Origin of the sequence: Methylobacterium sp. CCH7-A2 (assembly GCF_001557075.1) — a bacterium.
GTDB lineage: Bacteria > Pseudomonadota > Alphaproteobacteria > Rhizobiales > Beijerinckiaceae > Allobosea > Allobosea massiliensis.
Genome location: NZ_LSKN01000305.1, coordinates 38,743 through 62,566 on the forward strand (window position 1 = coordinate 38,743; position 23,824 = coordinate 62,566).

Sequence of the window (23,824 nt, forward strand, 5' to 3'; positions counted from 1 at the left end):
TCTGCTTGCCGCCATCGGGGCTTAGCCGCCTAGCCTTGCGCGGGCCCGTCGCGAGGCGGTTTCCCGCCGCGCACATCCGGGGTAGCGTCCGGCGCTCGCTTTCAGAAGGCCCCTCCATGCGTTTCACCGGCACCGAGAACTATGTCGCCACCGAGGATCTGACGGTCGCCGTCAATGCCGCGATCCGGCTGCAGCGGCCGCTCCTGGTCAAGGGCGAGCCCGGCACCGGCAAGACGGTGCTCGCGGAGGAGATCGCCGCCGCGCTCGGCGCACCGCTGATCACCTGGCACGTCAAGTCGACGACCAAGGCGCAGCAGGGCCTCTACGAGTACGACGCGGTCAGCCGCCTGCGCGACAGCCAGCTCGGCGACCCCCGCGTCTCGGACATCGCCAACTACATCCGCCGCGGCAAGCTCTGGGAGGCCTTCGTCGCGCCGGTGCGGCCGGTGCTGCTGATCGACGAGATCGACAAGGCCGATATCGAGTTTCCCAACGACCTTCTGCTCGAGCTCGACCGCATGGAGTTCCATGTCTACGAGACCGGCGAGACGGTGCGCGCGGCCCAGCGGCCGGTGATCATCATCACCTCCAACAACGAGAAGGAGCTGCCCGACGCCTTCCTGCGCCGCTGCTTCTTCCACTACATCCGCTTCCCCGACGCGCAGACGATGCAGGCGATCGTCGAGGTGCATTTCCCCGGCATCAAGAAGCGGCTGATGGAGGAGGCGCTGAAGCTCTTCTTCGAGGTGCGCGAGGTGCCCGGCCTGAAGAAGAAGCCCTCGACCTCGGAGCTGCTCGACTGGCTGAAGCTGCTCGTTGCCGAGGAGATGACGCCGGAGATGTTGCGCGAGCGCGATCCCCGCAAGCTGATCCCGCCGCTGCACGGCGCGCTGCTGAAGAACGAGCAGGACGTCTCGCTGTTCGAGAAATTGGCCTTCATGACCCGCCGCGAGGGGCGCTGAGGGGCCTTTCAGGGGGCATTGGCGCGACGACGCCAATCCCTCTTTCGCCGCCCATTAACTTTCTGTTAAGGAGAGCGGCGTTCCTTGCCGGTGACGAGGGGCCGCCGCTTGCGGTGGCCGCCGCCCGAAATCAGGAGGCCGCCGCTCGATGCGCGCCAAAACTGCTGCCGAAGCCGTCCGTTCCGCGGGCTTTCTCCGCCACCGCCGCAAGGCGATCCCGCTGCTGATCGGACTGGCGGCTCCGGCGCTCGGCGCCTGCAGCCTGTCGCCGGTCGAGACTGCCGCGACGAAGCCGACCCCGACCGCCACCAAGCCTCACGAGAAGCGCAAGCAGGCGATCGAACTGGCGAAGGCCGATCCGCGCGAGAAGGAATGCCTCGTCCGCGCGATGTACTTCGAATCGAACCGCTCCAGCGAGGCCGGGCTTCTCGGTGTCGGAACGGTGGTGCTGAACCGGGTCGAAGCGGCCAACAAGCCCGAGACGATCTGCAGCGTCGTCGGCGCACCGCGGCAATTCGCGCCGGGCGTGCTGACGCGGTCGATGTCGCCGCGCGACCTGCCGAAGGTCGCGGCTGTCGCCGAGGATATCCTGGCCGGCAAGCGCAACGAGGCCGTCGGCAACGCCAAGCACTTTCATATGGCGGGGCTGCGCTTCTCCTATCCGAACATGCATTACGTCACCGTCGCCGGCGGCAACGCCTTCTATGTGAAGGGCGAGCGTCCGGAGCGTCGCCGCATCGAGGAGACGGGCTACCAGCTCGCCTCTGCCTCGACGCCGATCGCGACGAGTGCCTCCGCCGTGCCGACCTCCTTCGCCAGCGCGCCGCTCGCCTTCGCGCCCCCGGCGCCGGCCACTGTCGCGCCGGTCGCGCTGGCGGCGAACGTGCTCGTCACCGCCCCGTTGCCGCCCGGCCGCCCGATGGATCTCGGTCTGACCCGCAAGACGGCGTCGGTTGCGGCGCCTGCGGCCCGGCCGGATGCGCGGCTCGCTTCGCTCATGCTGGAGAGCCGCGGCCTCGACAGCCGGGGCCTGCGCGGCAGCTTGAAGCTCGATTGAGCGCGCGCCAGCTTCAGGTCCACCCCAGCAGCGGCCGACCGCGCAGGGCCGCCGCCAGCGCCATCAGCGTGATCCCCGCATAGGCCGTCGCGAAGAGCGCGACGGCGGCGATGCCCCTTGTCGCGTGTCGCGTCGCCGTCCAGACCAAGAGCCCGAAGAGCGGGACGATCTGCAGCGCGTGCAGGCCGAGGAAATGCGGCACGCGCAGGTCCCCGATCTCCAGCGACCAGCCCAGCAGGGGCAGGGTGGCATGGGCGGGCGGCACGGTCCCGACATAATGGCCGGTTGGGCTGCCGCCGAGCGCGAAGCCGCTGACCAGCCCGAGCAGGGTGGTCAGGCCGAGGCCGCCGATCAGCGAGAGCCGCAAGGGCGCGGGCAGGGCGGCCGCGTCGCGCCGCGCCAGCCCCCAGGCCAGCACCGCCGGCGCCAGCGTGAAGATCACGGCCGCGATTCCCATCGCCGTGTAAAGCGCCGCGCCGAGGGCGTCGTCGGCATTGTAGTGCGAGGCTTCGAGGCGCGAGGCGCGCCAGCCGATATAGAAGACCTCGAGAAACAGCGGCACGATCACTGGCCAGATCAGGTAGCGCCCGGCGAGCCCGGCGCGAAAGCGCTCGCTCGTCAGCGGGACGAGCAGGGCGAGCGTCGCCAGATAGAGCGCGATCGAAATCTCGAACTTGAGCGGCTTGATCCAGGGATCGACGCCCTGAAACAGGCGCGGGTCGATCAGCGCGGCGAGCGTCGTGGGGATGGCGAGCGCCAGCATTGCCAAGGCCGCAGCCATCAGGCGCGGCTCGATCTCCAGCGCCCGCAGCCAGGCCGGCAAACGCGCCTGCAACCGCGCGATCCGGTCCTCCCGCGCGGCGCGGATGCTCGCCTCCAGCCAGACGTAGGCGAGGTAGCCGAGCGGGCCGAAGAGAAAGGTCAGCAGCAGCACCGGCACGACGAGGCCGTGCGGCACGGCTTCAGCCTGCGAGCGCCGCAGGATCCAGCTTCCGACCAGGAGGTCGAAGGCGAGGTAGTGGACCCAGCCGGCCAGCAGCAGGGGGCGGGAGCCGAAGAGCGCGGCGACCTGGTCGAGCGAGCCGAAGCCGCCGCTCGCCCCGTGCCAATGCACCGCGACGAGAACGACGTAGCCGAGGGAGAGGATCGTCGGGATGACGAGGCCCGCGAGGCGCCGCGAGAGGCTGCGCCAGCGCGGCAGCAGGATCATGCTCGCCCAGCCTGCCATCGCCAGCGCGCCGGCGGCGGAGAAGGCGGCGTCGAAGTCGAGCGAGCCCATCGCGATCTCGGATCTGTACAGTGTTAAGTTGTCTCTCTGGCGTAAGACGCTATCTTGATGCTGTCAAGATGAGCGGCTGCGGCCGAGGGAGGCCGGCGGCATGGCGGAGAAGCGCGGGGCGGGGCGGGGCGGCTATCACCATGGCGATCTGCGCCAGGCGATGCTCGACGCGGCCGAGGCGGTCTTGGCCGAGCGTGGCGTCGGCGGCTTCACCTTGCGCGAATGCGCGCGGCGGGCAGGGGTGTCGGCGGCGGCGCCGGCGCATCATTTCGGCAATCTCGCCGGGCTCCTGACAGCGGTCGCGACGCTCGGCTTCGACGACATCTCGGATGCGATGGAGGCCGCCGCGGCGCAGGCGAGCGCGACCGGCGGCTGCCGGCTCGCGGCGATCTGCCGGGCCTATCTGGAGACCGCGCTGGCACGGCCAGGCCGGTTCCGCGTGGTCTTCGGCCGCCGCGAGCTGGACACGTCCGATCCCGAGATGCAGCGTGCGGGAACGCGGGCCTTCGGCATCCTCGTGGCCGAGACGCGCGCCCATCGCGCCGGGCCGGCCGCCCCACCGCCTGGTCCTCCGCCCGAGGGCACGGCGGCGGCGCCGGACTTCGCGGAGATCCTGCTGGTCTGGTCGCTCACCCACGGCTTCACGACGCTGCTGATCGACGGCCAGTTCGACTTTCTCGTCGGGCAGGAGGGAACCGGGACCCTGCTCGACCTGTTCTCGGGGCGCCTGATGCAGTTGCTGGTGGCGGCGGTGGCGCCGGATCCGGCCCTCGCAAAACGCCCATATGATGGTTAGATGCCCGCTATGCGCCGCCTGATGCTCCTCCGCCATGCGAAGTCGAACTGGCCCGAAGGCGTGGCCGATCGCGAGCGGCCGCTCGCCACACGGGGCCGTGAGGCCGCGCCCGTGATGGGGCGCTATCTCGCCGAGGAGCTGCTCTTGCCGGATCTCGTGCTGGTCTCGCCGGCGCGCCGGACGCAGGAGACCTGGCAGCTCGTGGCGCCGATGCTACCGGAGAAGCCGGCGGTGCAGCACGAGCCGCGCATCTACGAGGCCAAGACGCAGCGCCTGCTCGAGGTGGTGCAGGAAACCGAGCCCGTGGTGCGCACCCTGCTGATGATCGGCCACAACCCCGGTTTCGAGGAGCTGGCGGCGCTGCTGACCGGCCATGGCGACCGCTATGCGGCTTCGCGCATGAGCCAGAAATACCCGACCTGCGGGCTCGCCGTGCTCGACTTCGCCGTGGAGGATTGGCGCGACGTCGCCGCGCGCGGCGGGCGGCTCGACCGCTTCGTGACGCCGGCCTCGCTGGGCGAAGGTCCGGACGAGTGAGCCCGGCCGCATCGTGAGCGAGCGCTCCTATCTCGACGAGGCGCGCAACGCGGCGCTGGCCTTCGGCGATTCCCTTCTCGGCATGGCGAAGCCGCGGCTGCGGCTCGGCGTCACCGGCCTGTCGCGCTCGGGCAAGACCGTCTTCACCACGGCGCTGATTCAGAACCTGATCGAGGGCGCCGCGCTGCCGGTGCTGAAGGCGGCGAGCGAGGGCCGGATCGCCCGCGTTCGCCTCGTGCCGCAGCCCGACCCGGACATTCCGCGCTTTCCCTATGAGGCCCACCGCGCCGCGCTCACGGGGCCGGAGCGGCGCTGGCCGGAGTCGACGCGGCGGATCTCGGAGCTGCGCGTCGAGATCGACTATGAGCGCGCCGCCGGCTGGTTCAAGGGGCCGGCGACGCTGACGCTGGACATCGTCGACTATCCCGGCGAATGGCTGCTCGACCTCGCTTTGATCGGTCAGGACTACAAGAGCTGGTCGCGTCAGGCGGTGGGCGACGCGCGCAAGGCGCATCGCCGCGAGGCGGCGGCGGCCTGGCTTGCGGACCTGCCGCAGCGCGATCCGGCGGGGCCGCCCGACGAGATGGCTGCCGAGGCCGCGAGCGACCTGTTCAAGGCCTATCTGGCGCGGCTGCGGGCCGATCCGGAGGCCGTGGCGGTGACACCGCCGGGGCGCTTCCTGATGCCGGGCGATCTCGAGGGCTCGCCGGCCCTGACCTTCGCGCCGCTCGATCTCGGGGCCGACACGGAGCCTCAACCCGGCACGCTGGCGGGGCTGATGGCGGAGCGCTTCGAGGCCTATAAGCGCGTCGTGGTGGCGCCGTTCTTCCGCGACCATTTTGCCAGGCTCGACCGCCAGATCGTGCTGGTCGATGTGCTCGCTGCGCTCGATGCCGGGGCGCCCGCGCTGGCCGATCTCGAAACCGCGCTCGGCCAGGCGCTCGCCGCCTTCCAGGTCGGGCGCAATTCCTGGCTGTCGAGCCTGTTCGCGCCGCGCATCGAGCGGGTGCTCTTCGCCGCGACCAAGGCGGATCATGTCCATCACGGCAGCCATGACCGGCTGGCGGCGGTGATGTCGCATCTCGTGGCGCGGGCGGCCTCGCGCGCCCAGGGCGCAGGCGCGCGGGTCGAGGCGATGGCGCTCGCCGCCGTGCGCGCGACGCGCGAGGTCCGCATCAAGCATGGTCGCGAGGAGCTGCCCGCCATCGCCGGGGTGCCCGAGGCGGGCGAGCGCGTCGATGGCGAGGTCTTCGACGGCGTCAGCGAGGCCGCGATCTTTCCGGGCGAATTGCCCGAGCGGCCCGAGGCTGTGTTCGATCCCGCCGCGAGCTGGCAGATCCGGGCGCCGCGCTTCCGGCCGCCGCTGGTGGCGCCGGATGCGGGCGGGCGCGTGAAGCCGCCGCCGCAGATCCGGCTCGACCGCGCCCTCGAGTTCCTGATCGGAGACCGGCTGGCATGAGCAAGGCGCCACGCGCGATCCGTCTCGATCCGACCGCCCCGGAGGGCGGCCTCGGTCCGTCCGTGAGCCGGGGCGATGTCGCGATCCTGCCCGAGAGCGAGCCGATCGATGTCGTCGAGCCCGCTGCCGTCGCGCCCGTGAAGCGGCGCTGGTCCTGGGGCGGGCTCTTCGTCGCCGGGCTGTCGGGCTTCCTGGCGCTCGCCTTCGGCGTCTGGGCCGAGCAGACCATCGCTTGGCTGATGAGCCAGAGCTCGGTGCTGGGCTATGCGGCGCTGGCCTGCGCCGCGGTGGCGGCGCTGGCGCTCGCCGTGATGCTCGGCCGCGTGATCCGCGACATCCTGCGCGAGCGCAAGGTCGAGGCGCTGCGGCTGCGGGCGACCGCAGCGCTGGCGGATGGCAGCGTCGACGCGGCGAAGGCAGTGGCGACCCAGCTGACGGCGCTTTACGGAGCGCGCGCCGAAACCGCCAAGGGCCGGGTGCAGATCGCCGACAGCCTGCCGCAGCTCTTTGCCGCCCGCGACGTGCTGACGGTGGCGGAGCGCAGCCTGATGGCGCCGCTCGACGCGCTGGCCCAGGCGCAGATCGCCCAGGCGGCGCGGCGGGTGTCTCTGGTCACGGCGGTGAGTCCGCGCGCGCTGATCGACATCGTCTTCGTTCTTGTCGCCTGTGCGCGGCTGCTGCGGACGATCGCCGGCATCTATGCCGGCCGGCCGGGCACGCTGGGTCTGCTGCGCCTCGCCCGTCAGGTGCTCGGGCATCTGGTGGTGACCGGCGGCATCGCGGCGGGCGATGCCGTGATCCAGCAGGTGGTGGGGCAGGGGCTGGCGGCGCGGCTCTCGGCCAAGCTCGGCGAGGGCGTGCTCAACGGGCTGCTGACGGCGCGCATCGGTCTCGCGGCGCTGGCGGTGTGCCGGCCGCTGCCCTTCGTCGAAGCAGCCCCGCCGACATTGGGCGACGTCGCCGGCGATCTCGGCTCCTGGGGCGGCAAGGACAGCGGCGCCTGAAGCCGGTCGCCGGATGGGTGGGCTCCCGGCAAAATCTGCCGGGGCAGGGCGGATTTGACCCGGCGGAAACGGTCCCGAAACACTCCCGAAACCATCCAAGTCCTTGAAAAATCAGGGTCCGTTTCGTGGCACATGGCGTGCAGTAACCGCACCGACAGTTGAGGGCCGCCCGGTGAGGGCGCCGGTCGAGGTGAGGGTTACATGGGCGTCTTCAGTGCGTTGACCACCGCGGTTTCGGGTATGACGGCGCAGTCCTATGCGCTGGAAAACATCTCCGGCAACATCGCCAATTCCCGGACGGCCGGCTTCAAGCGGGTCGACACGACCTTCTCCGATCTGGTTCCGGACTCGGCGCTGAACCGCCAGCTCTCGGGCTCGGTCGCGGCCTTCAGCCAAGCGACGAACTCGATCCAGGGCGACCTGGCCGCGACTCGCATCGATACCAACGCCGCGATCAACGGCGACGGCTTCTTCGTCGTCGACCAGCGCCTCACCGGGCTGGGCAGCAACACCCAGTTCGCCAACAGCAACCTCTATACGCGCCGCGGCGATTTCGACTTCGACGCCAACGGCTATCTCGTCAACGGGGCCGGCTACTATCTCAAGGGCCTGAAGATCGACACGGTCACGGGCCAGCTCATCGGCACCCAGCCCGATGTGCTGCGCATCACCAAGGAGCAGTTCCCGGCCAAGGCCACGACCTCGATCGAGTATCGCGCCAACATCCCCGCCAAACCCGGCACCAACAACGCCAGCGCCAACCCGACCGTCGCCGGTTCGGAGCTGCTGAGCCCGGCCGGCTTCACCAGCAACCCGCTCTCGACCACCCAGGGCGGCACCGGCATCGTCATCGGCAGCGAAATCACGAATTTCCTGAACCAGTCGATCCCCGGCGGTTCTGTCACCGTCTACGACTCGCTCGGCAAGGCGACGAGCGTCGAGCTGCGCTGGGCCAAGACCACCAACGCCTCGGCCGGCCCGCCGGCGACCGTCGACACCTGGAACCTGTTCGTCGCCGAGAACACGGCGGCGACGGGCGGTGCGACGGCCTATCGCAACGCCAACGTCGACGTCACCTTCGGCTCGACGGGCCAGCTGACCGCGCCCGCGACCGGCAACATCACCCTGCCGACGATGACGATCGCAGGGACGACCATCACCGGCATCCAGGTCACCACCGGCGGCAGCGGCCTGACCCAGAACGGCGACGTCAGCGGCCAGATCGACGCGCGCTCGATCCGGCAGGACGGCTACACCGCCGGCACGCTCGACCGCACCTCGATCTCGGCGAACGGCCAGGTCATCGGCACCTTCAGCAACGGCCAGGTCGTCGCGCTGGCGCAGCTCTCGGTCGCGCGGTTCAACGCCGACAACGCCCTCAAGAGGCTGGATGGCGGCGCCTTCGAGGAGACGATCGAATCCGGCCCGCCGATCATCGGCCTTGGCACGTCGCAGCTCATCGGCGGCAATATCGAGCAGTCGAACACCGACATCGCCGACGAGTTCTCGAAGATGATCGTCACCCAGCAGGCCTATTCGGCCAACACCAAGGTGATCACCACCGCGCAGGAGATGCTGCGCGACGTCTTCAGCATCATCCGCTGACGGCTTTCGGGGCGGATGAGGCGCGGCCCAGAAGGGCCGCGCGGCAAGACAGGAGCCGACGATGGGTCTGAGCACCTCCCTCAACACCGCGGTCTCGGGGCTGAACGCCACCCAGATCGGGATCGGCGTCGTCTCGCAGAACGTCGCCAATGCGGGCACGGCCGGCTATGTCCGCCGCGTCGTCTCGACCTCGGACAGCCTGGCCGGTCTGACGATCTCGACGCAGACCACGCAGGTCCAGCGTCTGCTCGACAAGATCGTCCAGCACCAGCTCTGGCAGGAATCGGCAGGCGCCGCCTACACCTCGACCCGCGCCGACATGCTCGCCAGCGTCGACAAGCTCTATGGCGCGCCCGGCAGCTCGACGGCGCTCGACACGATCTATAACGGCTTCACCTCGGCGCTGCAGGCGTTCCAGAACGACCCCTCGTCCTACAGCCTGCGCACCTCGGTCCTGGATAGCGCGACCCAACTCGCCAGTCGCCTGAACACTCTCTCCAACGGCGTGCAGAGCCTGCGCTCCGAGGCCGAGGCGGGGATCTCGGCCGGCGTCACCAAGATCAATGATCTGCTCAACGCGCTGACGACGGTGAACGCCCGGATCGTCGGCTCGCCCAACGATCCGGCGCTCGCCAATCTCAAGGACCAGCGCGACCTGATCCTGTCCGACCTGTCCCAATACATGGACATCAAGACGAGCGAGGATGCGCGCGGGTCGGTCAGCGTCGTCACCGGCGGCGGGACGCAGCTTTTCGACGGCCGCCCGGCCGTCGTGTTCAGCTTCGATGCGCGCTCCGGGCTGACGCCCGACGACCAGTGGAGCAGCAACCCGGCGCAGCGCGGCGTCGGCACCATCACCATGTCGACGCCCACCGGCGGTTCGCTGGACGCGATCGCCAACAGGACCTTCCGCTCCGGCGAGATCGCCGCGCTCATCGAGATGCGCGACACCACGCTGGTCCAAGCGCAGGCCCAGCTCGACGAGATCGCCGCGCAGCTCGCCAGCGCGCTGTCGGATCGCGAGATCGCGGGCACAGCCGTCACCGCCGGTGCAGCCACCGGTTTCGAGGTCGACCTCACGGGCCTTCAGGCCGGCAACAAGGTCACGCTCGATTATGCGGTGACGCCGGGCGGCGCCACCCAGCGTTTCACCTTCGTGCGTGTCGATTCGGCCGCTTCCCTGCCGCTGCCGGCCTCGGCCGGTGGCGACGCCAACAACCGCGTCATCGGCATCGACTTCTCCGGCGGTCCGGCCTCGGTCGCCGCGCAGATGCAGACGGCACTCGGCGCCGGTTTCACGGTTTCGAACACCGGCTCGGTGCTGCGCATCGTCGATGACGGCGCGGCCGGCACGCGCGACGTCAAGGCGCTCACGGCCCGCCCGACGGCGACGACGCTCTCCTCGGTCGGCGGCAGCGCCGAGCTGCCCTTCTTCGTCGACGGGGGCGCCAACGGCGCCGCCTTCACCGGCTCCTATGACAACGGCTCGCAGACGCTGGGCTTCGCCGGGCGCATCCAGCTCAACCAGGCGCTGGTGGCCGACCGCTCCAAGCTCGTCACCTATGAGCCGACGACCGCGCAGGGCGATACGACCCGGCCGAAACTCCTGCTCGACCGGCTGACCAACAGCCAGCGCGCGGTCACCAACCGCCTCGGTCTCGACGGCTCGACGGCCACCACCAGCGTCACCGTCTCCGGCCTCGTGCAGCGGGTCGTCTCGACCCAGGGGCAGGCGGTCGAGGCCGCCAAGCGCCTCGACGAGGGGCAGCAGGTCGCGCTGGCTGCGGTGCAGAGCCGCTTCCAGCAGACCGCGCAGGTCAGCATCGACCAGGAGATGTCGACGCTGATCGAGCTCCAGAACGCCTATGCCGCCAACGCCCGCATCATCTCCACGGTCAAGGAGATGATGGACGTGCTGATGAGAGTGTGAGCGCGCCATGACCATTTCCGCCTATGGCTCCGGGGCCTATCGCGCGGCGACGCCGAACCGCCTCGTCTCGACTCGTAACGAGCTCACCGATCTCGAGCGCCAGCTCTCCACGCAGCAGCGGGCGGAGAGCTATGGCGATCTCGGCATGGACCGGCGCGTCAGCCTCGATCTCAACGAGAAGGTTTCGACGCTCGACGCCTGGCTGGAGGGCATCACGCGCGGCAACGTCAACCTCAACATCGCCTCCAAGGCGGTGGAGAACTACGCGAAGCTGACGAGCGAGACCGTCAACGACACGCGCTCCAACACCTATATCCCCAGCTCAACGGGCCGCTCGGCGCCGCAGGTGCTGGCCGAGGAAAAGTTCAAGCAGACGCTCGACCTGCTGAACACGCAGGTGAACGGCCGCTACCTGTTCTCGGGCAAGACATCGGATGTGCAGCCGACCGCGACCTATGCCGAGATGATCGACGGCGATGGAGCCGGGAGGGCAGGTCTGCGCCAGATGATCGACGAGCGCCGCCAGGCGGATCTCGGCGTCGGCGGCCTCGGCCGCCTGACGACCGGCGGGGCGGGCGCCACCGCCACCATCGCCGATGCCAACCCGGTTCACAGCTATGGTTTCAAGCTCGCCGGCGCGACCAGCTCCTCCGCGGCGCTGACGCCGGCCTATACGGCGGGGCCGCCGGCGGATCTCACCGTCACCGTCGCGAGCCTGCCCGCCGTCGGCGACACGCTGCGGGTCAAGCTCGCCCTGCCGGACGGCACGGAGGAGGAGATCGTGCTGACCGCGCGGGCGCCGGGCACCACCGGCAATGCCGCCGACAGCTTCGAGATCGGCACGGACGTCAACACGACCGCCGCCAATCTGCGCGCCTCGATCACGGCCGCCATCGGCAAGGAGGCGGCGACGACGCTCTCGGCCGCATCCTCCCAGGTCGCGGCGCGCAATTTCTTCGCCGGCAGCACCAATAGCCCGCCGCTGCGCGTGCCTGGCCCGCCCTACGACACGGCGACCGCCGCGCCGGCGCCGGGCACGGCCGCGAATACGGTGATCTGGTACAAGGGCGACGACGGCAGCGATCCGGCCCGCAGCACATCCTCGATCCAGGTCGACAAGGGCCAGATCGTCGGCACGGGCGCGCGCGCCAATGAAGAGGCGTTCCGCATCGGGCTGGCGCAGTTCGCGGTCATGGCGGTCGAAACCTTCCCGGCCAACGACGCCAATTCGCAGCCACGCTACGAGGCGATGATCGCGCGCGTCAGCGATCGGTTGGCTTTCGGCAACGGCGCCCAGAAGCCGGCCGAGATCATCACCGAGCTCGGCTCGGCGCAGACCTCGCTGGCACGCGCCAAGGAGCGGCACGAGAGCACCAAGAATTACCTCACCGGCGCTTTGGCGGATGTCGAGACGGTGTCAAAGGAGGAGGTCGCGGTGCAGATCCTGGCGCTGCAGACGCAGCTGCAGGCGAGCTACGAGACGACCTCAATCCTCTCCAAGCTGACGCTGACAAACTATCTCTGATCGCCGCATCGCTGCGGGAATGACGAAGGGCGCCACCGGGTTCCGGTGACGCCCTTTTCTGTTCCGGCTCCCGGCCTTGGGCCGGTCAGCGGCCGCGCAGGCCGGCGGCGATGTCGCGGTTGATGCTGACGAGGACCGGCAGGCCCTCGCGCGTCGGGTTCGCCGCGACCTTGAAAGTCTGGTTGAAGATGAAGTTCGCCAGGCTGAGGATATTGGTCTTGATGCCGACCGGCAGCGGGTTGTCCTCGGCGATCACGGCCGAGACCAGCAGCGTCCAGAGCTTGCGGTTGTAGGCGAGGGCCTCGTCGAGGTCGCGCTCGGCCAGCGACCAGTCGTCGGCGATCGCCTGAAGCCGGGAGGCGGCCTTGATCAGCAGGGAGGCTTCGAGTTCGCGGGGGGAAACGACCGCCTGCGTGGCGCGGGAGGCGGAGGCGTAAGCGTTAAACCCGTGTTGCATTCTCGATGAGTTCCGCTTCGTAAGCGATCAGCTTCTTGGCTGCCTTGAGAGCTTTGTAGAGGTCGCTGCTTAAGATGCGGTTATTGATCTCGTGAATATGCGGCAGAGAGCTCGGCGCGGCCTGGACGAAGTCGCGCACCAGCTCGAAATAGACCTGATGCTGGTACATCGGGTCCTGGGCGAGATACATGAGCTGGATCGCCAGATAGATCTTCTTGGCCGGGCTGTCGGCGGTCGCGGGCGTGAGAATGTCCTTCTCGCGCAGGATCGGCGCATCGCCCTCGATGAAGAAGCGCGTGCGCTGCTCGTCGTTGCGGATCACCACCTGGCCGATGATGATGCGCTCGCGGGGCTTGAGTTCGACCTTGAGAGCCATGACGCGCCTGCCTTCTGGCTGGAGAGAAGGGGGCCTTTGCCCCCGGACGAGTGTTAGCTGAACAGCCGCAGCACGCTCTGGTCGGCCTGCGAGGCGAGCGAGAGCGCGGTCTGCGAGAGCTGCTGGCGGGTGTTGAGCGCGAGCAGCTTGGCGCCTTCCTCGTTGGAGTCGGCCAGGACGAGGTTGTCGGCGCCGGTGGTCAGGGTGTTGACCATCTCCTTGGTGAAGTCCTGCCGGGTCTGCGCGACCGAGAGGTTCGAGCCGAAGGTCGAGGCGAGCGAGCGCAGCGAGGTCAGCGCCGTCGAGAGCGAGCCGGTCGCCTTTTCGAGGTCGAGGTCGTTCTGGAAGTTGAAGAAGCCGGCGAGCTGCGTGTTGACCGCCTGCGGGATGCCGAGATTGTCGGAGGTCAGATTGGTGCCCTGGATGTCGAGCTTGGTCTGGTTGGTGCCGCCCTTCTCGTTGAAGGCGATCGAGAGACGGTCGCCGGCGAGGAGGTTGATGCCGTTATAGCTCGAATCCTTGGCGAGCTGGTCGATCTGCGTGCGCAGGTCGTTGAACTGCTGGATCAGGTTCGAGCGGACGGCCGAGGTGACGCCGGAGGAGGCGATACCGGTGGTGCGGTCGGTCGCGTTCAGGCCGAAGGCGGCGCTCTGCGCACCGGTCGAGGAGGCCGTGACGGCCGCGGCCGGGGTCGCGCCAGCGCCGATACCGACGCCGAGCGTCTCCGAGCCCATGCCCTTGACGTTCAGCAGGCCCTTCTCGTCGACGAAGGCGGTGGCGACGCCGGAGGCGTTGATCGCGTTGACGACGTCGCGGACCGTGGTGTTGGCGGTCAGCGTCACGCCGATATTGGTCGTCGAGGTCGGCGCGCCGACCGGGCCGGTGGTGATCTGGATGTTCAGAGCCGGGGTCGCGGTGACGTCGATGCCGAGGTCGCCGGCGGAGCCCGCCGTTGCCGTGGTCACCGTCGTGTCGCCTGCGCTGCCGACGCGCTTGTCGAGGGCGATGTCCTTCAGGCTCTTGTTGGTCGCCTGGGTTTCGGCGGTGCTCGACAGGGCGGTGCCGGTGCCGACGACGGTCGGGCGGTTCTGGGCCGCGTCGGCCTGAGCCTGCTTCACGGTCGACTGCAGCGACTGCACCAGCTTGGTGATGCCGTCGATGCCCTTGGAGGCGGCCTGGATCGTCTGGATCCCGTTCGAGATGCCGTCGAGCAGGCCGGTCAGCTGGCTGCCGCGGTCGTTGAGCGACTGGGCGGTGAAGTAGTTCACCGGGTTGTCGATGGCCGAGTTCACCTTGCGGCCGGTCGCCAGGCGGTTCTGCAGGACGGCCTGCTCGCTCGTCGTCTTCTGGAGCGTGAGCAGGTTATTGCGCACGCCACTGGAAAGAATCGTGTTCGCCATCTTCGGTCCCCTGAAGCGCGATTCTGCGCTCGTGCGGTGATGGCCGATAATTCCTCGTTAAGGATAACAAACCGTTAATGCGGCGCCTGATGCGTTCATGAATGCAGAAAGGCGGCGGAGCCGGGGCTCCGCCGCCTTCTTGTCTTCGGCCCACATCCTGTGGGCTGCCCGCATTCTGCGGACGAAGGATCAGAACAGACGCAGGACAGCCTGGTCCGACTGCGAGGAGAGCGACAGAGCCGTCTGCGACAGCTGCTGGCGGGTCTGCAGCGAGAGCAGGTTCGCGGCTTCCTCGTTGGCGTCGGCGTTGACCAGGTTCGAAGCGCCGGTGGAGAGCACTTCGGCCAGGTCCTTGGTGAAGTCCTGGCGGGTCTGGGCGACCGACAGGTTGGCACCGAAGGTGGACGACAGCGACTTCAGCGAGGTGAGGGCGTTCGTCAGGGCCGTGGTGGCCTTTTCCAGATCCGAGTCGTTCTGGAAGTTGATCGTCCCCGCCACCTGGGCGTTGCCGGCCTGCTGGATGCCGATGTTGTCCGACGTCAGGTTGGTGCCCTGGATGTCGAGCTTCGTCTGGTTCTTGCCGCCCTTCTCGTTGAAGGCGATCGTCACCTTGTCACCCTGCAGCAGGTTGACGCCGTTGAAGCCCGCATCCTTGGCCAGCGAGTCGATCTGCGTGCGCAGCGTGTTGAACTGCTCGATCAGGTTCGAACGCGTCGCCGAGGTCACGCCGGAGGAGGCGATACCCGTCGTGCGGTCCGTGGCGGCGAGGCCGAAGGCCGTGTTCGACGTGCCCGTCGCCGACGCCGTGGTGGCGGCAGCGGCGTCCGCGCCGACACCGATACCGACGCCGAGCGTCTCCGAGCCGGTGCCCTTGACGTTGAGCAGGCCCTTCTCGTCGACGAAGGCAGTGGCGACGCCCGAGGTGTTGATCGCGTTCACGACGTCGCGGACGGTCGTGTTGGCGGTCAGCGCGACCGAGATGTTGGTCGTGGAGGTCGCCGCGGCCGGGTTGGTGACGATCTGGATGTTCAGCGCGGGGGTGGCGGTGGTGTCGATGCCCAGGTCACCGGCGGAGGACGCCGTGGCGGTGGCGACGGTCGTGTCGCCGGCGCTGCCGACGCGCTTGTCGAGGGCGATGTCCTTCAGGCTCTTGCTGGTCAGCGCGGCTTCGCTCGCGGTGGCCAGGGTCGTGCCCGTGCCGACGACGGTCGGGCGGTTCTGAGCCGCGTCGGCCTGCGCCTGCTTGACGGTGGACTGGAGCGAACCGACCAGCTTGGTGATGCCGTCGATGCCCTTGGAGGCGGCCTGCACCGTCTGGATGCCGTTGGAGATGCCGTCGAGCAGCCCCTTGAGCTGGTCCGAACGGTTGTTCAGCGACTGGGCGGTGAAGAAGTTGACTGGATTGTCGACAGCCGTGTTCACCTTCTTGCCGGTGGCGAGACGGTTCTGAACGGCGGCGGCCTGGGCGGTGATGGTCTGAAGCGAGGCGAGCGAGGAACGGACGCCGTTCGAGATGGCAGTGGCCATTGTCTTAAACCCTTCTGGTTTGGTGCCTTCTGGCAGTCGCGATCATTCTGGCCGCGACGGGTGGACCATCGGTCCCGAGCTCGTAACAGGAGGTAAATTTCAGCGGTCGAATGCAGCGCGTCCGGGCCGGGCTGCGATCGTGGTTAACGGAAGGGCAACGCCGCACGCTGCTGCGCGCCTGCGGGCCAGCACGCAGCAAAACGCCCGCGCGAGGCGGGCGTTGGTCAGAGGACGGTGTTGGGGATGCGGCGAGGCGGCCTGCCGCGGTCAGGCGATGCGCTCGACCTGCGGGGCCGGCGGCTGCTCTTCCGCTTCGCGGGCGCGGTCGGCGAGCTCGCGGGAATAGATGCGCAGCTTCAGCATGGTTTCGTCGGGCAATTGCGAAATCGTCTCGCCGGTTTCGCGGTCGCGCTCCTGCATGACGATGGCGCGGGTGCGCGGCTCGATGACGATGCGCCGGTCCACGGCGGCGTCGAGATCCTGGTCGGCCTGACGCTGCTGCTGCTGGCCCTCGGCGCTGCGGCGCTCGAAGGCAGCCCGATTCTGCAGATCGCGGGTGCGGGCGTCGAGGTCCCTGGCGCTGCGTTCCTGCGCGCGCAGGTCGAGCTTCACAGCCTCGCCGGCCTGGGCCGACTGGACCGTCTGCTCCGGAGGCAGCTCGACCGAGACACCGCCCTGCGTGGCGACGACGTCGGCGCGGGGGACGACGGGAATGCCTCCGATGGGCGCCGTGCGGGGCGCATTGCCGAAATCCATGGCTCACTCCTTCTGGAGTCACGACGTAGCGGCATCGACCGCTGCCTGCCGTTCGTCCGGACCGGTCGCACCTGTCCGAACCTGCTCACGGTGGCAGAGAAACTTGAATCCGAGGTCAAGAAATTAGGTAAATATTGACGGGTTCCGGTGCAGCCGCGCTCAAAGCCGGCGCGACACCATCAGCGGGCCGGAATTGGGGCGCGCGAAAGCGCCGGCGCCGACGGTCGCGGTCGGGCCGTAGCCGGCGGCCTTGGTCGGGCGGTTGGCATCGGCGGCGAGGTCGCGGACGATCGACTCCGAAACGGCCCGCGCCGTCGCCAGCACGATCTGGTTGGTCTCGATCAGGCCCTGGAAGGAGAGATGCGCGGCCTTCAACCGCTGCACCTGGTCGGGGACGAACCGGGCGAGCGCGACGGCGTTCAGCTTCACCTGTTCGACGCCTCGCATGTAGAGGCCGGCGAGTTCGGTCTTGCGCGGCTCCCGCGTCAGCGCTTCGGGCAGGCGCCCGGCCCGGACGAGTTCCGTCTCCTCGCCGACGAGATGCGAGAGCGCCGACAGCGCCTCCAGCACGCCTTCGACCAGAGCCCGCGCCTCGGGGGCGGTGGCGATGCGCGGCCGTTCGTCGACGACCCGTCTGGCGATGGACATCTCAGGCTCCGGCCGCGGCGGCGCCGGACTGCTCCTGCACGCGCAGGAGATCGCGCAGGATGCTGTCGGACAGGCCGATCCCGCCCGACTTCTGGATCAACTTGGCGTATTCCTGGGTCAGCTGCGACTTGTAGACGTCGCCGCCGATGCCGTTCTCGCCGAGCGGACCTTCGCTGCCGGCAGGGGCGGCGGTGAGCTGCTGCGTGACCTGCTCGAGGAACATGGTCTCGAAATCGTCGGCCTGCTTCTTGGCCTTGGCCTTGGCGGGATCGAGCGCATTGGACACTCCGCTGACGAGGCTGCCGGCGACGTTGAGGGCCAGCTTGGCGGCCGGCATGGCTAGGGTGGGGCTCATCACATCACCTCGATTTCGGCCTGGAGGGCACCGGCCGCCTTGATGGCCTGGAGAATGGAGATCAGGTCGCGCGGTCCGATGCCGAGCGCGTTCAGCCCGTCGACCAGCTCGGCCAGCGTCACGCTCTCGCGGACGAGGGCGAGCTTGTTGCCGCCGCCGGTGTCGACCTTCACATTGGTGCGCGGGGTCACGACCGTCTGGCCGTCCGAGAGCGGCTCGGGCTGACTGACCTGAGGCTGCTCGGTGATCGTCACCGTCAGATTGCCCTGGGCGACCGCCACGGTGGAGACGCGGACGTCGCGGCCCATGACGATGATGCCGGAGCGCTCGTCGATGACGATGCGGGCCAGCTGGTCCGGCACGATCTTGAGCTGCTCGATCTCGGTGAGCATGCGGATCATGTTGCCCTGGAAGCGCGGCGGGATCTGCAGCACGACGGTGGAGGGGTCGGTCGGCTCGGCCGCGTCGCCGCCGAGGAAGTCGTTGATCGCGGCGGCCATGCGGCGCGCGGTCGTGAAATCCGGGTTGCGCAGCGACAGCCGCAGCGTCTTGAGCTTGTTCAGCGCGAAGTCGATCTCGCGCTCGACGACGCCGCCATTGGCGATGCGGCCGACGGTCGGCACGCCGCGGGTGATCTTGCTGGCGTCGCCCTCGGCCGAGAAGCCGGCGATCGCGACTGGGCCCTGCGACACCGCGTAGACCTCGCCATCGGCGCCGAGCAGCGGCGTCACCAGCAGCGTGCCGCCCTGCAGCGACTTGGCGTCGCCCAGCGCCGAGACGGTGACGTCGATGCGGGTCCCCTGGGTGGCGAAGGGCGGCAGATTGGCGGTCACCATCACGGCGGCGACGTTGGCGGTGCGCATATTGGCGCCGCGGGTGTTGACGCCGAGCCGCTCCAGCATCGCGGTCAGCGACTGCTTGGTGAAGGGGGCGTTGTTGAGCGTGTCGCCGGTGCCGTTGAGGCCGACGACGATGCCGTAGCCGAGGATCTGGTTGGAGCGCACGCCCTCGACCGAGGCGAGGTCCTTGATCCGGGAGAGCGCCTGCGCCGGGCTCGCCGCCATGGCGAAGCCGAGCGCGACCAGCGCGGCGAGCGGCGTCACCAGGGATTTGAGGGTGGCTGTGCGGAGCATGGTCTCACCGGTCAGGATACGATCGGAAACCCTCCTGCGATCCGCGTGCCAGACGCCGCTAAATTGAAAGTGCTGATTTATCAGTTGTTTGGGAATCGGGCGCAGGCTCTGTCCCGCCGGACGGTGCAGGCCGATCCTGCCGGGGCGGCAGTTTCTGCCGGGTGGTTTACCGCCTGTTAACCATGCCGGCGCGAGGGTTCGATGACCGATTACGCGAGGCGACCATGATCCGGATCGACCAGCGCGCGCCCATCACCAACGCCGCCCCCGCCGGGACGGCGCGGCGCTCGGGCGGCGCCGCCTTCACATTGCCGACCAAGGACAGCGCAGCCAGCAGCCGCAGCGCCGGCATCGCCGCGTCCGGCCCGCTCGACACGCTGCTGGCCGTGCAGGCCTATGAGGAGCCGGCCGAGCGCAAGAAGCGCCAGGCCAAGCGCGGCCACGACCTTCTCGACGGGCTCGACCGGCTGAAGGCCGCGCTGCTCACGGGGCGCGTCAACCTCTCCGAACTCGAGCAGATCCGCGCCAATCTTGCCCAGCGCCGCGAGGCGACCGACGATCCGCGCCTCGACGACGTGCTGGCGCATATCGAACTGCGGGCTGCCGTGGAGCTGGCGAAGCTCGGGCGGTAGGCGAGGGCGTCATGGTCGGGCCTGACCCGACCATCGCGGAAGCCGGACCCCTCCTGTCCTGGGATTCCCGGGTCTGCGCTTCGCTTCGCCCGAGAATGACGAGCGGGTCTGTTACCTGATGAACTGGTCCGCGTAGTCGGCGCCCAGCCCGTTGCTCGCATAATGCGCGCGGCATTTGTGGAGACGGGTGAAGACGTCGTCATAGCCGAGGCATTTGCCGTCCGGGTCGACATAGATCATCGCGCCGTTGACCTGGAACATGGTGATCATTTCCTCGGTGTCGGGGTCGACCACCAGCGTATGAGTCTCGCCCGGCGCCTCGTAGACGTAAGCCCCTTCCGTCGCGACCCAGTCATGCTCGAGGTAGCGCCACTTCCCCTTCAGCACATAGCCGTGGACGGGCTGCGGGTGGCGGTGGCGCGAGAGCACGCCGGAGCGGCGCACGCGCAGCAGGTTCATCCAGTAGCCGCGCGTCACGCTGAGGCAGAGGGGGCGGAACCAGACATTGTCGTCCACCGGCACCCAGACGCGCTCATCCTCCGGGATGACGTTGGGCACGATCAGCTCGGGCGGGGAATCCTTCGGCTGCGGATGGCGATAGGGCGTCCAGCGCTCGGCGTCGCTGGCGACGACGGGGATGGGGCTGACCTTGTTCATGGCGTTTCTCCCGTTCGATGGTGGCTGAACCGTCGTTGCCGAACCGATTCAGATAAGCCCGGCATCTGCTTGTGCCGGTTGGATTTTTATGGCTGGCGCTCAGACCGCCAGATAGCCGCCGTCGACCGGCAGGATCGTGCCGGTGACGAAGCCAGCGGCATCCGAGAGCAGGAAGGCGATGGCGCCGCCGACATCGCCGGGCTGGCCCCAGCGGTTCATCGGCGTGCGCGCCAGAATCGGCGCCGAGCGGGCGGCGTCCTCGACGAGGGGCCGCGTCAGCTCGGTTTCGATCCAGCCCGGCGCGACGGCGTTGACGCGGATGCCGTCACCCGCCCAGGCGGCGGCGAGCGATTTGGTCAGCTGGCCGATCGCGCCCTTGGAGGCCGCGTAGCCCGGCGCATAGGCCGAGCCATGGAAGGTCAGCATCGAGGCGATGTTGACGATGGCGCCCCGGTTCGCGGCGAGCTTGTCCTTCGCCGCGAGGCACATCCGCATCGTGCCGGTGAGGTTGACCTCGATCGTCTGGCGGAAGGCCTCGATCTCAAATTCCTTGCCGCCGCGCTGGATCATCCCGGCGCAGTTCACCAGCGCGTCGATGCGCGGGCAGGCCGCGACGGTGGCCGCGACCTCATCGTCCTGCGTGACGTCGAGCCTGGCATGGCGGATCGCGGCGTGGGGCGGGGCGGCCGCGACCTCCGCCTCGGTGAGACCGGTGGCGAGGACCTCGTAGCCGGCCGCCGCCAGCGCGAGGGCCGCGCCCTGGCCGATGCCGCGGGTGCCGCCGGTGACGAGGGCGAAGCGGGGTGAAGAGGATGGCGCGTCGGCTGTCATGGGCTGGAGACTATCGGGGTGCCGGCGGGACGGGAAGGGCGCCAGCCCTGCATTTCAGGGCGTCGGCAGTTCCAGTTTCAGCAGAGCCGTGCCGCTGGTCTGGATGTCGCGACCGACCATCGGCACCTGCCGGCCGAGGCTGAGATCGAGCGTGGTGCGCCAGGGCGTCGCCAGCGGTCGGGTCAGGTCGGCGACGACCTTGACGCGGGGCGTCAGGCTGCCGGCGAGGCCGTTCTGCGCGGCGAAGCTGTAGCTGCCGGCCAGCGCGATCTCGGTGGTCAATGTGACGATATCGTGCGGGCGCAAGCGGTAGCCGAGCACGGCCTCGCCGGTCTGCTCCGCGGCGCCGGAAGCGGGCAGGCTGCCGCCGGCCGCCGCGCTCCAGACGACGTTGCCCTCGGAATCGGCGCTTCGCGCCAGGTTCCAGCCGAGCCGCGTGTCGCCGCGCTGCCAGCCGCCCTGACCGGTGACGATCTCGGTCGAGAGCGAGACCTGCTCGGCACCGAGCTTCATGCCGACGGCGCGCTCGGTCACCGCCGGCAGCGGGGCGCCGGAAGGCGTCAGCCCGCGGCGGATCGGCGTCGCCGCGATCTCGGGCCGGGCGAGGGGATTGGGCAGAGCGCGCCGGCCGGCGCCGGGCGTCAGATAGCCGGGACGCTCCGGAGCGGGCTCCGGTGTCGCCGCCTCCCAGCGCGGAATCGGTGCGAACAGGCTGGTTTCGGCCTCCTCGCCGAAGGCGGCGTCCTGAACCGGCGCCGGCTCCTCCGCCGGGGTCTCGGCGCGGGCCAGGGGCGCGGCGGCCAGAAGCAGAGCGATGGCGAAGGGATAGCGGAGCGTGGCGAGAGCAGGCTGTGACGAGAGCGGAGGCAGGGGCGAGCAAGGGAGGAGCGAGCGAGGCATGGGGGAGGCGGTCTTCCGGGCCGGCGTGAACGAGCGCGGGAGGCTCGGGGCGGATCCGGACGATTTTGCGGCGAGGATGGGGCGGTTCGCGATCGGCTGCCCGGCGTTGCGCGAAAGCCGCGCCTGCCACAGAGGCGCCTCCCGGCCTGACGTGCATTTGCGCCGGCTTAGCCGAAAACCGCATTTCCCTTTGAGGGCCGATGTTCTAGGAAGCGGCCAACCGCCTGCGGCATCCCTGCCGCAGTCTGGAAAAGCTCCACATCTGGCCAGCAGCAGGGGTCGTTTCACATGAGCAAGATCAAGGTCGCCAACCCGGTCGTCGACATGGACGGCGACGAGATGACCCGCATCATCTGGCAGAAGATCAAGGACACGCTGATCTTCCCCTATCTCGATCTCGAGCTCGACTATTACGACCTCTCGGTCGAGAACCGCGACGCCACCGACGACCAGGTCACGATCGACGCCGCCAACGCGACCAAGAAGCACGGCGTCGCCGTGAAATGCGCGACCATCACCCCCGATGAAGGCCGCGTGAAGGAATTCAACCTCAAGCAGATGTGGAAGAGCCCGAACGGCACGATCCGCAACATCCTCGGCGGCGTGATCTTCCGCGAGCCGATCATCTGCAAGAACGTGCCGCGCCTCGTGCCGGGCTGGACCCAGCCGATCGTGATCGGCCGCCACGCCTATGGCGACCAGTACCGCGCCACCGACTTCAAGTTCCCCGGCAAGGGCACGCTGTCGATCAAGTTCGTCGGCGAGGACGGCGCGGTGATCGAGAAGGAGGTCTTCAAGGCCCCGGACGCCGGCGTCGCCATGGCGATGTACAATCTCGACGAGTCGATCAGGGATTTCGCCCGCGCTTCGCTGAACTACGGCCTGATCCGCAAATACCCGGTCTATCTCTCGACCAAGAACACCATCCTCAAGACCTATGACGGGCGCTTCAAGGACATCTTCGAGGAGATCTACCAGGCCGAGTTCAAGGCCGAGTTCGACAAGCTCGGCATCACCTATGAGCACCGCCTGATCGACGACATGGTCGCCTCGGCGATGAAGTGGTCGGGCGGCTATGTCTGGGCCTGCAAGAACTACGATGGCGACGTGCAGTCGGACACGGTGGCGCAGGGCTTCGGCTCGCTCGGCCTGATGACCTCGGTGCTGATGACGCCGGACGGCAAGACCGTCGAGGCGGAAGCCGCCCACGGCACGGTGACCCGCCACTACCGCGAGCACCAGAAGGGCAAGGAGACCTCGACCAACTCGATCGCCTCGATCTTCGCCTGGACCCGTGGCCTCGCCCACCGCGCCAAGCTCGACGGCAATGCCGAGCTCGCCAAGTTCGCCTCGCTGCTCGAGAAGGTCACGGTCGACACCGTCGAGGCCGGCGACATGACAAAGGATCTCGCGCTGCTGGTCGGCGCCGAGCAGAAGTGGCTCTCGACCACCGGCTTCCTCGAGAAGGTCAGCGAGAACATGCGCAAGGCCATGGCCGCCTGAGCGGGCGAGCTTTTCGTCACGATGAGAGCCCGGCCGGCGACGGCCGGGCTTTTTCGTGGGGCGGCCGTTTCCTCGACGCCGTCATCCTGGACAAGCCGCGTAGCGGCGCAGACCGGGATCCATCCTAGGGCTGGACAGCGCCCGATGATGGATCCCGGTCGGCCTTCGGCCGCCCAGGATGACGGTGGTGTTTCCGAGACAACTAGAAGCGTACCTCGCACCGAACCCCCCGACCGGCCTGAGCCGCGGGGTTTCGCATCAATGCCCCCGAAAGGGGATGCGCGGAGCCAGGTGGCGCGCGGACCAAAGCCGCGCGTCGGTGTCGGAATGTCGATGCAGCGCCGATCTCGCGCCGCCCGGCTCCGCGCGCGGGGATTTTGGGCGTCGCGGCCATCAGTCCCTGACGAGGGGACGTCCAACCGCTCGACCTCCGGGAGCCCCCGCCCGCGACGGCGACGCCTCCCGAAACCCGCCACCACACCCGGCCGCACGACG

The 23,824-nt window shown here is 68.9% G+C and carries 22 protein-coding genes and 1 pseudogene; 11 read left to right on the forward strand and 12 right to left on the reverse strand.

Annotated elements, in window-relative coordinates; all coding sequences use genetic code 11:
- Positions 1–116 precede the first annotated feature (116 nt).
- Together AX750_RS23455 and AX750_RS26660 are read left to right on the forward strand one after the other, a co-directional pair.
- A complete protein-coding gene (locus AX750_RS23455) occupies positions 117–962 on the forward strand; it encodes a MoxR family ATPase (protein ID WP_066718718.1) in 846 nt (281 codons plus the stop codon).
- Positions 963–1,110: 148 nt separating this feature from the next.
- Positions 1,111–2,019: a cell wall hydrolase gene (locus AX750_RS26660; protein ID WP_066718721.1), complete on the forward strand. Its 909-nt coding sequence runs from the start codon at positions 1,111–1,113 to the stop codon at positions 2,017–2,019.
- A gap of 13 nt (positions 2,020–2,032) precedes the next feature.
- On the opposite strand, the gene AX750_RS23465 is transcribed toward AX750_RS26660, so the two are convergent.
- Positions 2,033–3,298 (reverse strand): ABA4-like family protein, encoded by a 1,266-nt coding sequence (locus AX750_RS23465; RefSeq protein ID WP_066718724.1) that lies wholly within the window; start codon positions 3,296–3,298, stop codon positions 2,033–2,035.
- Positions 3,299–3,398: 100 nt separating this feature from the next.
- Between AX750_RS23465 and AX750_RS23470 the strand changes: the two genes are divergently transcribed.
- From AX750_RS23470 to AX750_RS23500, 7 genes are all read left to right on the forward strand, one after another.
- Positions 3,399–4,094, forward strand: a complete 696-nt coding sequence (locus AX750_RS23470) for a TetR/AcrR family transcriptional regulator (protein ID WP_066718726.1) — start codon at positions 3,399–3,401, stop codon at positions 4,092–4,094.
- A 21-nt stretch (positions 4,095–4,115) separates the two neighbouring features.
- The gene (locus AX750_RS23475) at positions 4,116–4,631 is read left to right on the forward strand and encodes a histidine phosphatase family protein (protein ID WP_245282504.1); all 516 of its coding nucleotides are present in this window, start codon (positions 4,116–4,118) and stop codon (positions 4,629–4,631) included.
- A 10-nt stretch (positions 4,632–4,641) separates the two neighbouring features.
- Positions 4,642–6,090: a YcjX family protein gene (locus tag AX750_RS23480; RefSeq protein ID WP_066718728.1), complete on the forward strand. Its 1,449-nt coding sequence runs from the start codon at positions 4,642–4,644 to the stop codon at positions 6,088–6,090.
- Entirely contained in the window at positions 6,087–7,094 is a 1,008-nt protein-coding gene (locus tag AX750_RS23485) for a TIGR01620 family protein (protein ID WP_066718731.1), read from the forward strand. Before AX750_RS23480 ends, AX750_RS23485 begins: the two co-directional genes overlap by 4 nt.
- 201 nt (positions 7,095–7,295) lie before the next feature.
- A complete protein-coding gene (locus tag AX750_RS23490; RefSeq protein WP_066718733.1) occupies positions 7,296–8,699 on the forward strand; it encodes a flagellar hook-basal body complex protein in 1,404 nt (467 codons plus the stop codon).
- Between the two features lie 61 nt (positions 8,700–8,760).
- Complete coding sequence (gene flgK / locus AX750_RS23495; RefSeq protein ID WP_066718736.1) at positions 8,761–10,629, forward strand: flagellar hook-associated protein FlgK; 1,869 nt, start codon at positions 8,761–8,763, stop codon at positions 10,627–10,629.
- Positions 10,630–10,636: 7 nt separating this feature from the next.
- Positions 10,637–12,154: a hypothetical protein gene (locus AX750_RS23500; RefSeq protein ID WP_066718739.1), complete on the forward strand. Its 1,518-nt coding sequence runs from the start codon at positions 10,637–10,639 to the stop codon at positions 12,152–12,154.
- Positions 12,155–12,239: 85 nt separating this feature from the next.
- Here the strand turns inward: AX750_RS23500 and flaF are convergent, their stop codons facing one another.
- The 8 genes and pseudogenes from flaF to AX750_RS23540 all read right to left on the reverse strand — a co-directional run bounded on the left by flaF (position 12,240) and on the right by AX750_RS23540 (position 18,737).
- On the reverse strand, positions 12,240–12,611 hold the full coding sequence (gene flaF / locus AX750_RS23505) for a flagellar biosynthesis regulator FlaF (RefSeq protein ID WP_066718741.1): 372 nt from the start codon (positions 12,609–12,611) through the stop codon (positions 12,240–12,242).
- Positions 12,607–12,987, reverse strand: a pseudogene (gene flbT, locus AX750_RS23510) (flagellar biosynthesis repressor FlbT); the annotation flags it as partial. The pseudogene flbT and the gene flaF, both read right to left, overlap by 5 nt.
- A gap of 53 nt (positions 12,988–13,040) precedes the next feature.
- The gene (locus tag AX750_RS23515) at positions 13,041–14,387 is read right to left on the reverse strand and encodes a flagellin (RefSeq protein WP_066718745.1); all 1,347 of its coding nucleotides are present in this window, start codon (positions 14,385–14,387) and stop codon (positions 13,041–13,043) included.
- A gap of 189 nt (positions 14,388–14,576) precedes the next feature.
- Entirely contained in the window at positions 14,577–15,914 is a 1,338-nt protein-coding gene (locus AX750_RS23520) for a flagellin (protein ID WP_066718746.1), read from the reverse strand.
- A gap of 267 nt (positions 15,915–16,181) precedes the next feature.
- Positions 16,182–16,670 carry a hypothetical protein gene (locus AX750_RS23525; protein ID WP_066718747.1) on the reverse strand — a complete coding sequence of 163 codons (489 nt, stop codon included), beginning with the start codon at positions 16,668–16,670 and terminating at the stop codon, positions 16,182–16,184.
- 159 nt (positions 16,671–16,829) lie between these two features.
- Positions 16,830–17,318: a hypothetical protein gene (locus tag AX750_RS23530; protein WP_066718750.1), complete on the reverse strand. Its 489-nt coding sequence runs from the start codon at positions 17,316–17,318 to the stop codon at positions 16,830–16,832.
- 1 nt (position 17,319) lies between these two features.
- Positions 17,320–17,673 (reverse strand): rod-binding protein, encoded by a 354-nt coding sequence (locus tag AX750_RS23535; RefSeq protein ID WP_066718752.1) that lies wholly within the window; start codon positions 17,671–17,673, stop codon positions 17,320–17,322.
- Complete coding sequence (locus AX750_RS23540; protein WP_245282505.1) at positions 17,673–18,737, reverse strand: flagellar basal body P-ring protein FlgI; 1,065 nt, start codon at positions 18,735–18,737, stop codon at positions 17,673–17,675. The genes AX750_RS23535 and AX750_RS23540 overlap by 1 nt, the downstream gene beginning before the upstream one ends.
- A 293-nt stretch (positions 18,738–19,030) precedes the next feature.
- Between AX750_RS23540 and AX750_RS23545 the strand changes: the two genes are divergently transcribed.
- Positions 19,031–19,438 (forward strand): flagellar assembly protein FliX, encoded by a 408-nt coding sequence (locus AX750_RS23545; RefSeq protein ID WP_156446474.1) that lies wholly within the window; start codon positions 19,031–19,033, stop codon positions 19,436–19,438.
- Positions 19,439–19,549: 111 nt separating this feature from the next.
- Here the strand turns inward: AX750_RS23545 and AX750_RS23550 are convergent, their stop codons facing one another.
- The 3 genes from AX750_RS23550 to AX750_RS23560 all read right to left on the reverse strand — a co-directional run bounded on the left by AX750_RS23550 (position 19,550) and on the right by AX750_RS23560 (position 21,826).
- Positions 19,550–20,095 carry a 2,4'-dihydroxyacetophenone dioxygenase family protein gene (locus AX750_RS23550; protein ID WP_066718757.1) on the reverse strand — a complete coding sequence of 182 codons (546 nt, stop codon included), beginning with the start codon at positions 20,093–20,095 and terminating at the stop codon, positions 19,550–19,552.
- A 99-nt stretch (positions 20,096–20,194) separates the two neighbouring features.
- On the reverse strand, positions 20,195–20,926 hold the full coding sequence (locus tag AX750_RS23555; protein WP_066718760.1) for an SDR family oxidoreductase: 732 nt from the start codon (positions 20,924–20,926) through the stop codon (positions 20,195–20,197).
- A 54-nt stretch (positions 20,927–20,980) separates the two neighbouring features.
- Positions 20,981–21,826, reverse strand: a complete 846-nt coding sequence (locus AX750_RS23560; protein WP_067255040.1) for a hypothetical protein — start codon at positions 21,824–21,826, stop codon at positions 20,981–20,983.
- Between the two features lie 288 nt (positions 21,827–22,114).
- Here AX750_RS23560 and AX750_RS23565 point away from each other — a divergent pair, with 288 nt between their 5' ends.
- Positions 22,115–23,329 carry an NADP-dependent isocitrate dehydrogenase gene (locus tag AX750_RS23565; RefSeq protein ID WP_066720492.1) on the forward strand — a complete coding sequence of 405 codons (1,215 nt, stop codon included), beginning with the start codon at positions 22,115–22,117 and terminating at the stop codon, positions 23,327–23,329.
- Positions 23,330–23,824: the final 495 nt, after the last annotated feature.